The organism is Microvirga mediterraneensis (genome assembly GCF_013520865.1).
Classification (GTDB): domain Bacteria; phylum Pseudomonadota; class Alphaproteobacteria; order Rhizobiales; family Beijerinckiaceae; genus Microvirga; species Microvirga mediterraneensis.
Genome location: NZ_JACDXJ010000001.1, coordinates 671,282 through 684,503, shown reverse-complemented (window position 1 = coordinate 684,503; position 13,222 = coordinate 671,282). Strand labels below are relative to the sequence as shown.

The following is a 13,222-nucleotide window of genomic DNA, read 5'->3' as shown; positions in this document are numbered from 1 at the left end:
CCCAGGCAAAGCGCCTGTCAGGTCCGGAATCCGGACTTCTGCCGTGCCCGCGATCATGCTAGCTCATGGTCCATGGCAGATTACGGTCAGTTCTGTTCCGTGGCCCGCGCCCATGAGGCCATCGGCGGGCGCTGGACCCTTCTCGTGGCGCGCGAATTGCTGTGCGGCAGCAGGCGCTTCAACGATATCCGCCGCGGCATCCCGCGCATCTCCCGCACCATGCTGTCGGAGCGGCTGCAGGAGCTGGTCCGTGTGGGGGCTGTGACCCGCATCGAGGGCGAGCATGGGCCCGAATATGCGCTGACGGAAGCGGGCCGGGAGCTGATGGGCATCGTCGGCGCCCTCGGCACCTGGGGCCAGCGCTGGCTGCCGCGTCATCCCGAGACCGAGGACCTGGACCTCGAGCCGCTCCTCGTGGACATGCAGCGGCGGGTCCGCCCGGAGGCCCTGCCGCCGGACCCCATGGTCGTCCGCTTCGAGATCGAGGGGCGGCGCCAGCCGCATTTCCTGCTGCTGAAGGCCTCCGAGGTCTCGCTCTGCACGCAGAATCCCGGTTTTCCCGAGCGGCTATGCGTCCGCGCCGGCCTTCCCGTTCTGGTCGCCTGGTGGCGGGGCGACGTGAGCTTCGCCGAGGCGCAGCGGAGGGGGCTCGAGGTGGAGGGCCCCCGGGCGCTCGCCCGCGCCTTTCCGGACTGGTTCGAGCGGTACCTGTTCGCCGGGATTGCCCCTCGGGAGCCGTCGCCAGCGCCGGCCTCGTGAAAGGCTCGACAATCCTCCCGATCTCCTGTATAGGCGCGGCCTCAACTTAAAACAGGACGCCGAAATCCCGCGGGTTTTGAGATCGCTCAGGGCCACGCAACGGCAGGAGTACAACGATGAACCTCATTCAGCAGCTCGAGCAGGAGCAGATTGCCAAGCTCGCAAAGACCATTCCCGACTTCCAGCCCGGCGATACCGTCATCGTCAACGTGAAGGTGAAGGAAGGCGAGCGCACCCGCGTGCAGGCCTATGAAGGCGTCTGCATCGCCCGTTCCGGCGCCGGCCTCCAGGAGAGCTTCACGGTCCGCAAGATTTCCTACGGTGAGGGCGTGGAGCGCGTGTTCCCGGTCTACTCGCCGAACGTCGACTCCATCAAGGTCGTGCGCCGTGGCGCCGTCCGCCGCGCCAAGCTTTACTACCTGCGCGACCGTCGCGGTAAGTCGGCCCGTATCGCCGAGCGCGTCGAGAAGAAGACCGGAGCCCCGGCTGCCGCCGAGTAAGGCCCGTCTCATCGGCAGAATTCACGAAGGCGCGGCTCGAAACCGCGCCTTTTTGCTGAGGCGGTCCTCCCAGATCCCACGAGATCCAAGCGCGACAAAAATATAATTGCGCGCCTGCCGCCTTCTGCTATGCGATCGTTTCAAGGCCGTGTGCGCTCAGGACATCTTCCCGTTCGCGCCACAGGCCGCTAAACACGCCAGACCACATTTTCGACCGTTGGAAGAGACCTATGGCCAAGCCCCACACCCTCTATGACAAGATCTGGGACGACCACGTCGTCGATCAGCAGGATGACGGGACGTGCCTTCTCTACATCGACCGTCACCTCGTCCATGAAGTGACCAGCCCGCAGGCCTTCGAGGGCCTGCGCATGACCGGCCGCAAGGTGCGCCAGCCGCAGAAGACCCTGGCGGTGGTCGATCACAACGTGCCGACCTCCGACCGCTCCCAGGGCATCGAGGATCCCGAGGCCGCGACGCAGGTTGCCGCCCTCGCCCAGAACGCCAAGGAATTCGGCGTCGAGTACTACAACGAGCTCGACACCCGCCAGGGCATCGTCCACGTGGTGGGCCCGGAGCAGGGCTTTACGCTTCCAGGCATGACCATCGTGTGCGGCGACAGCCACACCTCGACCCATGGCGCCTTCGGGTCGCTCGCCCACGGCATCGGCACCTCGGAGGTCGAGCACGTGCTCGCCACGCAGACGCTGATCCAGAAGAAGGCCAAGAACATGCGCGTGACCGTGGACGGGCAGCTGCCCCCCGGCGTCACGGCGAAGGACATCATCCTGGCGATCATCGGCGAGATCGGCACCGCCGGCGGCACCGGCCACGTGATCGAATATGCGGGCGAGGCCATCCGGTCACTGTCGATGGAAGGCCGCATGACGATCTGCAACATGTCGATCGAAGGTGGAGCCCGCGCCGGCATGGTGGCCCCCGACGAGAAGACCTATGCCTATCTGAAGGACCGCCCCAAGGCCCCGAAGGGCGAGGCCTGGGACGCGGCCGTGCGGTACTGGGACAGCTTGCGCACGGACGAGGGCGCCTTCTTCGACAGCGAGATCCGTCTCGACGCCGCCAACCTGCCGCCCATCGTCACCTGGGGCACGTCGCCTGAGGACGTGGTGTCGGTTGCCGGCGTGGTGCCGAACCCGGACGATATCCAGGACGAGAACAAGCGCCGCTCCAAGTGGCGGGCGCTGGAATATATGGGCCTCACGCCGGGCACGAAGATCACCGACATCGCCCTCGACCGCGTCTTCATCGGCTCCTGCACCAATGGCCGCATCGAGGACCTGCGGGCGGTGGCCAAGGTTGTCGAGGGCAAGCGCGTGGCCGAAAGCGTCAGCGCCATGATCGTGCCGGGTTCCGGCATCGTGAAGATGCAGGCCGAGGCCGAGGGACTGGACAAGATCTTCAAGGAAGCCGGCTTCGACTGGCGCGAGCCCGGCTGCTCCATGTGCCTCGCCATGAACGCCGACCGCCTCGCGCCGCACGAGCGCTGCGCCTCCACGTCGAACCGCAACTTCGAAGGCCGTCAGGGCTTCAAGGGCCGTACCCATCTCGTGTCGCCCGCCATGGCGGCAGCCGCGGCGATCGCCGGCCGGTTCGTGGACATTCGCAGCTTCGGCTGATCTTAATCTGACGCGAAACGAAAAGGCCGCGACTCGTGTAAGTCGCGGCCTTTTTCATGACAAAAGCCCGAAGCTTAGTCGATATAGCCCCGGCGGCCCGCGATGACCTGGCGGCAGCGCTCGACCGGACGACGGACGACCACGCCGTTCCGACGGACGCGCTCTTCCATGACCGTGCGGCAGACGGTGCGGGACCGGACCGGACGCACCACGCGGCGCTCGACCACCCGCTCGCGATAGCCGTCGCGATAACCGTGGCCGTAATGCCGTTCCTGCGCGACACGGACGCCCGAAGGGCCGATCCGCACATCCACGCCCTGGGCCGACGCCGCACCGGCACTGAGAACCACCAGCCCGGCCGCAGCCAGGATACCAAACACCTTACGCATTGTTGCCTCATGAGCAGTTGACAGTTCGGGCCTGTTAACGGCCAAGCGTGCGAGACGTTCCGTTGCGAAGCGGCGATGCAATCGCCATGGTAAAGCAACGGTAAGGGAGCCGGAGGAGGGATTCATGAGCGACCGGGACCGGGAAGCCCGCGAAACCGACGCGGCCCGCGAGGCGCTGGAGCGCGTCCAGCGGGATACGGACACCCTCGGCTCCTCGGCGCTCGCCCGCATGGGACGGCGTGCCGGCGAGCATTTCGGCGCCAGGGACGCCATCGGGACGGGCGAGGATGGCGGAACCGACCCGATCGAGCTCTGGGGCCGTCGCATCGGGCGAGCGCTCTCTCTCGTGGGCGTGGTGATCCTCGCCTTATGGTTACTCGTCCAGCTGAGGATCCTCTGACCTCATGACCGAATGGGCCAACCTCCAAGCCCCCACCCTCGACGATCTCGAAATCCTGGCGCGGGACGCCTATGCCCGCCTGCCGGAGGAGTTCCGCCGCCTTTGCGAGGGCGTCGTGATCCGGGTCGAGGATTTTCCCGACGACGAGACCCAGCGGGAGATGGGCTGCGAGACGCCTTTCGACCTGCTTGGCCTGTTCCGAGGCCTCGGCCTCGCGCAGGGCGGGGCCATGATGCAGACGGGCCAGTTCCCTAACATGGTCTGGCTCTACCGCCGACCGATCCTCGACTACTGGGCCGAACACGAGGAGAGCCTGGGCACCCTTGTCACCCACGTGCTGGTGCACGAGATCGGCCACCATTTCGGTCTCTCCGACGATGATATGGAAGCCATCGAGGCGGCGGCCTTGTAGCCCTTATAAAATTGCGTCAAAGGCTCGCTGGGCGACAATTCTTTGCGCGCCGCGACCATCGTTGGCCTAGCGGTCCTCGCAACCCTTTGATATGAGGCACCCGACAGCGGCCCGGCTGCCGCCTTCAGGGATATGAGGACCATGGACAAGTTCACCGTGCTGGAAAGCGTCGCGGCGCCGCTGCGGATCATCAATATCGACACCGATATGATCATCCCCAAGCAGTACCTGAAGACGATCAAGCGCACCGGGCTCGGCACGGGTCTCTTCTCGGAGATGCGCTATCGCGAGGACGGTTCTGAGAATCCGGATTTCGTGCTCAACCAGCCCGCCTACCGCAATGCCCAAATCCTGGTGGCGGGCGACAATTTCGGCTGCGGCTCCTCCCGCGAGCATGCCCCCTGGGCCCTGCTCGATTTCGGCATCCGCTGCGTGATCTCCACCAGCTTCGCGGACATCTTCTACAACAACTGCTTCCAGAACGGCATCCTGCCCATCAAGGTCTCGCCGGAAGACCTGGAGAAGCTCTTCGACGATGCGGAGCGCGGCGCCAACGCGACCCTGACCATCGACTTGGAGAACCAGGAGATCCGCGGTCCCGACGGCGGCACGGTCAAGTTCGACATCGACCCGTTCAAGAAGCACTGCATGCTCAACGGCCTCGACGGCATCGGCCTGACCATGGAGAAGGGCAAGGCCATCGACAGCTTCGAGCAGAAGCTCGCCGAGCGCGCCTGGGCCTAAATTCTCTCAGGAGACCCGTTACGGACGAATGACCTATGGCAGACAGGAAGCCACGCGTTCTCGATCGTCGCGACTGGGCCTCGCATCCAGAACTCTGGAAGGGCCGTGTCGAGGGCCATACCCTCGGCACCGGCGCCACCGTGCTCTTCTATGCGACCGAAGAGGTGGGCGTCGGGCCGAAATGGCACGTCCATCCCTACGACGAGATCTTCATCATCCGTGAGGGTCGGGCTCTCTTCACGGTCGGCGACGAGCGCTTCGAGTGCGAGGCGGGCCAGATCGTCTTCGGGCCGGCGGGCATTCCGCACAAATTCGTCAATCTCGGTCCCGGCCGGCTCGAAACCACCGACATCCACGTCAGCGACCGTTGGATCCAGACGGATCTGCCCGATCCGGACCTCGGTTGAAGGGTGCGAATAGCAGGTTCTAACGAATCCGTGAGCCGCCGCTCCGTTTCCATAAGATTAACCAAATTGCCTGCAAGGTCGCGGGCATGAAACGCATCATTGTTCCCGCGCTCCTCGGTCTCGCTTCCCTGACGATGGCCGCCCCGGCCTCGGCCCAGGCGAATTTCAGCTCGTGCCTGTCCGGCCTGCGCTCGCAGGCGGCCGCCAAGGGCATTTCCGGCCAGGCCTTCGATGTCGCCACCCGCGGGGTCACGCCGGATCTCACGATCCTCGACCTCATGAGCAACCAGCCTGAGTTCAAGACGCCGATCTGGGATTACCTTTCGGCGCTCGTCGACGAGGAGCGGGTGCAGGACGGCCGCACCGCCATGCGCCAATGGGGCCAGGCGCTCGCCTCCGCCGAGGCGCGCTTCGGCGTCGATCGCCATGCGATCGCGGGCGTGTGGGGCGTGGAGTCCAATTTCGGCAAGGATATCGGCGGGCGTCCGCTGATTCAGTCCCTGTCGACGCTCGTCTGCTATGCGCCGCGCCGCAACGAGTATTTCAAGGGCGAGCTGATGGCGACCCTGAAGATCGTTCAGGACGGTGACATCAATCCGGCCAACCTGCGCGGCTCCTGGGCCGGCGCCTTCGGCCATACCCAGTTCATGCCCTCGACCTTCCAGCGCCTCGCCGTCGACGGCGACGGGGATGGGCGTCGCGACATCATGAATTCCGTGCCGGACGCGGTTCACTCGACGGCGAACTTCCTCAAGAAGGCCGGCTGGGTGAACGGCCTGCCCTGGGGCTACGAGGTGCGCCTGCCGCAGAACTTCAACCAGGGTCTCGCCGGGCGCAAGAACAAGAAACCGCTCGCCACCTGGGCCGCCATGGGCGTGCGCCGCGTCGACGGGCGTCCCCTGTCGGGCAATTACGCGGCCGGCATCATCATCCCGGCCGGAATCAACGGCCCGGCCTTCCTCGTCACCAAGAACTTCGACGCGGTCTATTCCTACAACGCGGCCGAGTCCTACGGTCTCGCCATCGCGCTGCTGGGCGACCGTCTGAAGGGCCTGCCCGGCATCCAGGCCGCCTGGCCGACCGACGATCCGCCCCTGTCGCGCGCCCAGCGCCGCGAATTGCAGCAACTCCTGACCGCCCGCGGCTACGATGTGGGCGAACCGGATGGCAAGATCGGCGCCAAGACCCGCGAGGCCATCAAGGACGTGGAGCGCCGCATCGGCCTCGAGCCGCGCGGCCGGCCCGGCGGCAAGGTGCTGGAGGCGCTGCGGGGGTGATACTCATTCACCCCAATGGTCCTTATCGGCCAGTTGCGGCGGGATGAGTTTGGGATTGTACTGAACTCCATGCTCATCGCGCTTCTCACCGACATCCACGGCAACCGCGAGGCTCTGTCGGCCTGTCTCGCCCATGCGCGCCTGCTCCATGTCGACCGCTTCGTCTTTCTCGGCGACTATGTCGGCTACGGAGCCGATCCGGCCTGGGTGGTCGATACGGTCAGAGGGCTCGTGGACCGGGGCGCCGTGGCGCTTCTCGGCAATCACGACGCGGCCATCGACGGCTCCGACCAGGACATGAACAGCGTCGCCCAGGAGGCGATCCGCTGGACCCGCAATCAGCTCGGGTCGGAGCAGCGTCGGTTCCTGGCCGCTCTTCCCCTCACCCACGAGGAGGGAAATGTCCTCTACGTCCACGCCAACGGCTATGCCCCCCGCAGCTGGGACTACATGTCGGGGCTCATGGAGGCGGTCCGGCATTTCAGCCGGGTGGACGCCCACATCACCTTCTGTGGGCATGTGCATGTGCCGATGCTCTATCACATGAGCACCACCGCCAAGGTCGGGGCATTCGCGCCCGTCGCCAACAACGACATTCCGCTCCTGCCGACCCGCACCTGGCTCGCGGTGATCGGCGCCGTCGGGCAGCCGCGGGACGGGGTCGCGGCGGCGAACTACGCGGTCTTCGACACCGGCCGCCAGACCCTGCGCTATCTGCGCGTGCCCTACGACACGGCGACTGCCGCCCGGAAGGTGCGCGAGGCGGGCCTGCCGGAGAAGCTGGCGCTTCGCCTCGAACAGGGCCGCTGACGCATGCGCTGGCGCCTGAACCCCGGCATGGTGATCGACGGGTTCGAGCTGCGGGAGAATCTCGGCACCGGCGGCATGGCGCAGCTCTGGGCGGTGAGCCGCGAAGGCGATCCGACACCGCTGATCATGAAGATCCCGATGCTGATCGACAGCGACGACCCGCTGCCCATCGTGTGCTTCGAGACCGAGCAGATGATCATGCCGCGCCTGTCGGGTCCGCACGTGCCCCGCTTCGTGGCGACCGGACCGCTCGATCCCATGCCCTACATCGTCATGGAGCGCATCCCCGGCGAATCGCTCAAAAGCCGGCTCGACGAGGCGCCTCTGCCCTGGGCCGAGGTCGCCGCCATCGGGGCCAGGGTGGCGCATGCCCTGCACGACCTGCATCGCCAGCACGTGATCCATCTCGACATCAAGCCGAGCAACGTGATGATCCGGGACGGCGGCGAGGCGGTCCTGATCGATTACGGCTTCGCCCGGCACGAATACCTGCCCGACCTCCTGGCCGAGGAGTTCCGCGAGCCCTTCGGGACCACGCCCTACATGGCGCCCGAGCAGGTGCTGCAGGATCGGGCCGATCCGCGCAGCGATCTCTTCGCGCTTGGTGTGATGATGTATGTCTTCGTCACGGGCGAACGACCCTTCGGCAACCCGCGCGGCGGCGAGATCCGCCGTCGCCTGTGGCGCGATCCGGTGCCGCCCCGGGCGCTCAATCCCGATTGCCCGGGCTGGCTGCAGGAGGTGATCCTGCGCTGCCTGGAGGTCGATCCGGACGACCGCTATGCGACGGCAGCTTTGCTCGCCCTCGACCTGGAGAACTCCGAACAGGTTCCGCTCACCGGCCGGGCCGAGCGGCTGGAGCGGGACGGCGGCGTCAAAACCTTCCGGCGCTGGCTGAAGGCGCGCAAGGCGCAGCCGCTCGAGACGCCCGATATCGCCGGTCACCTGTCGCGGGCGCCCATCGTCCTGGCCGCCGTGGATCTCTCCCCGGGAAACGAGGATCTCGCCGAAGCCCTGCGCCGGATGGTCGGCCGCATCCTGTCTATCGAAGGCGAGGCGCGCATCGCCTGCGTCAACATCCTGAAGACCTCCCGCATCGCCGTCGACATCCTGGAGGACCAGGATGGCAACAGCCTCCATGTCCAGCGTCTCGTCCAGCTCCGCCACTGGGGCGCGTCCCTGGACATTCCCCCGGAGCGGATCACCTGCAGCGTCCTGGAGGCGCCCGATCCGGCCTCTGCTCTCGTCGATTACGCCCGCCGCAACAATGTCGACCACATCGTGATTGGCGCGCGCGCTTCCTCGGCGCTCAGGCGCTATCTCGGCAGCGTTTCCTCCAGCGTCGTAGCGGAGGCGCCGTGTTCGGTGACGGTCGTCAGGACGCCGAGGGACCGGCGGGCCGAGAACGGCCGGGACGCCTCCGCCTGAGGGGCGGCGTGACAAAAGCTTGCCAAGGCGCATTCGGTCTTTCGCGCATCGTCTGGAAAAGCAGGCCCGGTTTTCCGCAATAAACGATGCGCCAGTGTGCGGTTCGAGCACCGGATTGATCCAAAAGTGGATTCCACTTTCAGGTCCGATGCTCTAAGAGCCCTGCATTCGATCAAGACAGAACAGGGGCCCTCCCATGGCAACGCACAAGCTTCTCCTTCTCCCCGGCGACGGCATCGGTCCGGAGGTCATGCGAGAGGTCGAGAAGATCGTGGGCTGGTTCCGCAAGCGCGGCGTCGGCTTCGAGACCGAGACGGATCTCGTCGGCGGCGCGGCCTATGACGCGCACGGCGCAGCGATCTCCGAAGCCGCCATGGATCGCGCTCAACAGGCCGATGCGGTGCTCTTCGGCGCCGTCGGTGGCGCGAAATGGGACAGCGTGCCTTATGCGGTGCGGCCCGAAGCCGGCCTGCTGCGCCTGCGCAAGGATCTCGGCCTCTTCGCCAACCTGCGTCCGGCGATCTGCTACCCGGCCCTGGCCGATGCCTCCTCGCTCAAGCGCGAGGTGGTGGAAGGCCTCGACATCATGATCGTGCGCGAGCTCACGGGCGGCGTCTATTTCGGCGAGCCGAAGGAGATCGTGACCCTGGAGGACGGATCCCAGCGCGCCGTCGACACGCAGATCTACCACACGCACGAGGTTGAGCGCATCGCGCGCGTCGCCTTCGATCTCGCCAAGAAGCGCCGCAACAAGGTCTCCTCGGCCGAGAAGTTCAACGTGATGAAGACCGGCGTGTTCTGGCGCCAGGTCGTCACCCGCATCCACAAGGGCGAGTTCTCGGACGTCGAGCTCGAGCACGTGCTCGCCGACAACTGCGCCATGCAGCTCGTGCGCTGGCCGAAGCAGTTCGACGTGATCGTCACCGACAACCTCTTCGGCGACATCCTGTCGGACATCGCCGCGATGCTCACCGGCTCGCTCGGCATGCTGCCTTCCGCTTCGCTCGGCGCCGAGGATCCGGTCACCGGCCAGCGCAAGGCGCTCTACGAGCCCGTGCACGGCTCCGCGCCGGACATCGCCGGCAAGGGACTGGCCAACCCCATCGCGATGATCGGCTCCTTCGGCATGGCCCTGCGCTATTCCTTCGGCCTGCTCGACGAGGCGGATCGCCTGGACAAGGCGATCGCCAACGTGCTCGCCTCCGGCACTCGCACGAAGGACATCGCGGCTCCCGGCACGAACGCGGTCGGCACCCAGGACGTGGGCGACGCCATCGTCAAGGAACTCGAGGCTCTCTCGTAAGAAATGAAAAAAGCCCCGGAGCGATCCGGGGCTCATTCGTGGAGAGGTCAGCGGATCGAACCGGTCGATTCGACGGTGGGAGTGCTGTAGCTCGGGAACGGATTGCGCGAGCCGACGAAGGGTCCGTTGGTGATCGGGTCGGGCAGAAGGTCGAGGCCGAAACGACCACGGTTCGGAGCATAGTCCGGGCTGAGCAGGTAGGCCTGCGTTTGCCCATAGCCGCTGATTCCCGGATTGATCGATCCGACGGGAACTGCCGGGCCCGGGTCCAGGAAGCTGCGAGGCTGGACCCTGAGGACAAGGGGACGATTCCGGGTCTGCGCATCAGCCACCACCGAAAGGGACGCGAGCGCAGCCACTGAAGCCAGACCCAAAAGTGCGATGCGGCGCATGGGTAAACCTCCAAGAATGGCGCATTGACCTTCTGTTGTGCGCCGTCAACACAAGCAAATACTGTCAGAACAAGGCGACGCCGATAAAATGGTTCCGTCGAAGCGTGACGTTCACCGCGAGGTGAGGAGGACGACAGCCGATGCAGGATAAACCCGAGGTTGGTTTCGCACTATCGGCAAAAAAGGGTCTGAGCCTTCTGGGCGAGACTCCGCTGGTGGCCGAAACGCCCGAAGAGTTGCTCGACGACGAGACGACGCCGGTCGCGCGGTTCTTCGTGCGCAACAACGGCCTTCTGCCCCGGCCTGCGGACGATCCCGAGGCCTGGACTTTCACCGTCGACGGCGAGGTGGAGCATCCGCTTCGCCTGACCCTGGCGGAGCTGAAGAGCCTGTTTCCGCACAAGACCTTCCGCATGGTGCTCGAATGCGGCGGCAACGGGCGTTCCTTCTTCGAGCCCAAGGCTGAAGGCAATGCCTGGACGAATGGCGGCGCCGGCTGCGCCGAATGGACGGGCGTCTCGCTGGGCGACGTGCTGCGCGCGGCGGGCCTGAAGGATACCGCCCTGTTCACGGGCCATTTCGGCGCCGATCCCGACAAGAACGGAAGCCGCGAGCAGCAGGCCATGTCGCGCGGCATGCCCATCGCCAAGGCCCTCGAGGAGCACACGCTCCTGGTCTGGGCCATGAACGGCGAGCCCCTGCCGTTCATTCATGGCGGTCCTCTTCGTCTCGTCGTGCCCGGCTGGCCGGGCTCCTTGAGCCAGAAGTGGTTGACGCGGATCTGGATCCGCGACCGCGAGCACGATGGGCCGGGCATGACCGGCCTGTCCTACCGGCTGCCGGTCCATCCCCTGGCCCCGGGGGCGGACGGGCGGGGCGTGGAAACCCGGATCCTCGAATCGATGCCCGTGCGCAGCATCGTCACCGCGCCGGCCGATGGGGCGCGCTACCGGGAAGGCACCCGCTCCATCGAGGTGCGAGGCGCCGCCTGGGCGGGCGATGACACGGTGGCTCGTGTCGACGTGACCATCGACGGCGGCGCGACCTGGATCGAAGCCGCGATGACCCCGCCGCGCAACCGCTACGACTGGGTGCGCTGGCACGTATCGCTGCCCCTGGCCGGCGACGGTGCTTACGAGATCTTTGCCCGGGCAACGGATTCACAGGGCCGTGCTCAGCCCTTCCGCGCGGCCAACTGGAATCCGAACGGCTACGGCTGCAACGTCATGCACCGGGTGGCGATCACGGTCGGGCCGGAGGCTTGACCGTCGTCGAGGCCGTGCGCGCGCCTGGCCCGCAGCCCTCCGTGCGACTGCGCTCGGCCCTGGCGAAGACGGCTTTCAGGGAAGGGTTCGTGCCGCCCGCCAGGGCGATTCCGTCGATGAAGCAGGCAAGCTGCGCCTCGTCCGGCGCCGAGGATCCACACAGCCAGCCCTGAAAGGCGAATTCGGCGGCCGCATCCGGCAGGCGGAAGGCCTGACAGGCCTGTTCGCCCTTGCTCGCCAGGACGAGAGGGGCCGTCTCCACGGGACCGAACTTGGTCTCGATCATGCGGCTCTGGCCCTGGTGCGCCACGGCGAGGCCCGCGCGTGCCGCCCGGCGGACAATGTCGATATAGAAGCTCCCGGCCGTCTCGGCGGTGCCCTGCACGAGAGCCACCTGCGCATAGCGGAAGTCGCCGAAACGCCCGAGGACCAGGGTGTCCTCCCGGGCCCCGTTCGCATGTTCGCGCGCTTCCGATGCGACGGCGCCTGCCGAGCCTGCGAGCGCGTAGGGCGCCGGAGAGGACGGCAGGGGTCTCCAGGCCGGCGCGGGCGCGACCAGGACCGAGGAGGGAACCTCCTGCTGGCGCCCAGCTGGGCGGGCCGTCTGCTCCTGCTCCAGGGCGAAATAGACCAGTCCCGCAATGCTGCAGGACGACATCAGGACGACGCGCAGCCAGCCCAGGGGCTTCCGGCGCAGGCGACGAGCGGGACGTTCGTCGACCCAGTCGGCGACGTCGTCCTCATCCCATTCGGCATAAACCGCCCGCGGCATCGCTTGAACCAATCAACCCAGCTGATCACGTCATCAACATGTTCTACCGTGACACTGGCCAGGGTTCGAAAGGTTTTGCTAAGCAAGGTAAACAGAAGCCTAACCGCCCCGTGTGCCGTAATGCCCCCGATCGTGATTCGCTTGGCTACCCTGGAGGATGCCCTGAGGTGGCCGCCCTGGTTCGGGCTTTGGACCTGCACTACGTCGGCGCTGACGCGGCCCGCCCCCTCGAGCCGACCTTGGCCATGGTCGAGCGCTCCATGCGGGAGGCGGAGGGCACGCGTTATGCCCTGGCCTTCCAGCACGGCCGTGCGGTGGGTCTCGCCTGCTTCGCGGTGCTGCGCCCCGGCTTCAGGCTGTCCGGCCTCCTCTTCGTCAAGGAACTGTTCGTGGAAGATCACGCCCGCGGGCAGGCGGTGGGCGCCGGGCTCATGCGCTGGCTGGCCGATCACGCCCGGGCCCTCGGCCTCTCCCGCATCGACCTGACGACCGAGGGCACCAACACGCGGGCCCAGGCGTTCTACGAGCGTCTGGGCGCCGAGCGGATGGACAAGGTGTTCTACCGCTTCAATCTCTCCACGGGTGTGCTGACGGACGATTGAAGGCCTGCGAGACCGAGGAAATGCTTGACGAAAGCGTGTCTTTGGTGTGTTGCTGGCAGCGTATCGAAGCCCTGTCGGGCTTTTGGATGGACGATGGCAATGGCGATGCTCACCCTGACGACGAG

At 66.4% G+C, this 13,222-nt stretch carries 16 protein-coding genes; 13 read left to right on the top strand and 3 right to left on the bottom strand.

Annotated features, from left to right (window positions below; translation table 11 throughout):
* Nucleotides 1–72 precede the first annotated feature (72 nt).
* The 3 genes from H0S73_RS03175 to leuC all read left to right on the top strand — a co-directional run bounded on the left by H0S73_RS03175 (nt 73) and on the right by leuC (nt 2,896).
* The gene (locus tag H0S73_RS03175) at nt 73–759 is read left to right on the top strand and encodes a winged helix-turn-helix transcriptional regulator (protein ID WP_181050797.1); all 687 of its coding nucleotides are present in this window, start codon (nt 73–75) and stop codon (nt 757–759) included.
* A gap of 116 nt (nt 760–875) precedes the next feature.
* Nucleotides 876–1,259, top strand: a complete 384-nt coding sequence (gene rplS / locus H0S73_RS03170) for a 50S ribosomal protein L19 (protein ID WP_181050796.1) — start codon at nt 876–878, stop codon at nt 1,257–1,259.
* A 230-nt stretch (nt 1,260–1,489) separates the two neighbouring features.
* Nucleotides 1,490–2,896: a 3-isopropylmalate dehydratase large subunit gene (gene leuC, locus H0S73_RS03165; RefSeq protein ID WP_181050795.1), complete on the top strand. Its 1,407-nt coding sequence runs from the start codon at nt 1,490–1,492 to the stop codon at nt 2,894–2,896.
* Between the two features lie 74 nt (nt 2,897–2,970).
* Here the strand turns inward: leuC and H0S73_RS03160 are convergent, their stop codons facing one another.
* Nucleotides 2,971–3,285 (bottom strand): hypothetical protein, encoded by a 315-nt coding sequence (locus H0S73_RS03160; protein ID WP_181050794.1) that lies wholly within the window; start codon nt 3,283–3,285, stop codon nt 2,971–2,973.
* A 124-nt stretch (nt 3,286–3,409) separates the two neighbouring features.
* On the opposite strand from H0S73_RS03160, the gene H0S73_RS03155 reads away from it, so the two are divergent.
* The 8 genes from H0S73_RS03155 (at nt 3,410) to leuB (ending at nt 10,066) form a co-directional block, all read left to right on the top strand.
* Nucleotides 3,410–3,685 carry a hypothetical protein gene (locus H0S73_RS03155; RefSeq protein ID WP_181050793.1) on the top strand — a complete coding sequence of 92 codons (276 nt, stop codon included), beginning with the start codon at nt 3,410–3,412 and terminating at the stop codon, nt 3,683–3,685.
* Nucleotides 3,686–3,689: 4 nt separating this feature from the next.
* Complete coding sequence (locus H0S73_RS03150) at nt 3,690–4,097, top strand: metallopeptidase family protein (protein ID WP_181050792.1); 408 nt, start codon at nt 3,690–3,692, stop codon at nt 4,095–4,097.
* Between the two features lie 141 nt (nt 4,098–4,238).
* Nucleotides 4,239–4,841: a 3-isopropylmalate dehydratase small subunit gene (gene leuD, locus H0S73_RS03145; protein WP_181050791.1), complete on the top strand. Its 603-nt coding sequence runs from the start codon at nt 4,239–4,241 to the stop codon at nt 4,839–4,841.
* 35 nt (nt 4,842–4,876) lie between these two features.
* Nucleotides 4,877–5,248: a cupin domain-containing protein gene (locus tag H0S73_RS03140; RefSeq protein WP_181050790.1), complete on the top strand. Its 372-nt coding sequence runs from the start codon at nt 4,877–4,879 to the stop codon at nt 5,246–5,248.
* An 86-nt stretch (nt 5,249–5,334) separates the two neighbouring features.
* Nucleotides 5,335–6,525, top strand: a complete 1,191-nt coding sequence (locus H0S73_RS03135; RefSeq protein ID WP_181050789.1) for a lytic murein transglycosylase — start codon at nt 5,335–5,337, stop codon at nt 6,523–6,525.
* A gap of 69 nt (nt 6,526–6,594) precedes the next feature.
* Entirely contained in the window at nt 6,595–7,335 is a 741-nt protein-coding gene (locus tag H0S73_RS03130; protein WP_181050788.1) for a metallophosphoesterase family protein, read from the top strand.
* Between the two features lie 3 nt (nt 7,336–7,338).
* Nucleotides 7,339–8,763, top strand: coding sequence for a serine/threonine protein kinase (locus H0S73_RS03125; RefSeq protein WP_181050787.1), 1,425 nt, complete (start codon nt 7,339–7,341; stop codon nt 8,761–8,763).
* A 196-nt stretch (nt 8,764–8,959) separates the two neighbouring features.
* The gene (leuB, locus tag H0S73_RS03120) at nt 8,960–10,066 is read left to right on the top strand and encodes a 3-isopropylmalate dehydrogenase (protein ID WP_181050786.1); all 1,107 of its coding nucleotides are present in this window, start codon (nt 8,960–8,962) and stop codon (nt 10,064–10,066) included.
* A 47-nt stretch (nt 10,067–10,113) separates the two neighbouring features.
* On the opposite strand, the gene H0S73_RS03115 is transcribed toward leuB, so the two are convergent.
* Nucleotides 10,114–10,458, bottom strand: a complete 345-nt coding sequence (locus H0S73_RS03115) for a hypothetical protein (protein WP_181050785.1) — start codon at nt 10,456–10,458, stop codon at nt 10,114–10,116.
* A 140-nt stretch (nt 10,459–10,598) separates the two neighbouring features.
* On the opposite strand from H0S73_RS03115, the gene H0S73_RS03110 reads away from it, so the two are divergent.
* Nucleotides 10,599–11,723 carry a sulfite oxidase gene (locus H0S73_RS03110; protein WP_181050784.1) on the top strand — a complete coding sequence of 375 codons (1,125 nt, stop codon included), beginning with the start codon at nt 10,599–10,601 and terminating at the stop codon, nt 11,721–11,723.
* Here H0S73_RS03110 and H0S73_RS03105 read toward each other — a convergent pair.
* The gene (locus tag H0S73_RS03105; protein ID WP_181050783.1) at nt 11,701–12,495 is read right to left on the bottom strand and encodes a hypothetical protein; all 795 of its coding nucleotides are present in this window, start codon (nt 12,493–12,495) and stop codon (nt 11,701–11,703) included. The genes H0S73_RS03110 and H0S73_RS03105 overlap by 23 nt on opposite strands.
* A 167-nt stretch (nt 12,496–12,662) precedes the next feature.
* On the opposite strand from H0S73_RS03105, the gene H0S73_RS03100 reads away from it, so the two are divergent.
* Nucleotides 12,663–13,097 carry a GNAT family N-acetyltransferase gene (locus tag H0S73_RS03100; RefSeq protein ID WP_181050782.1) on the top strand — a complete coding sequence of 145 codons (435 nt, stop codon included), beginning with the start codon at nt 12,663–12,665 and terminating at the stop codon, nt 13,095–13,097.
* Nucleotides 13,098–13,222: the final 125 nt, after the last annotated feature.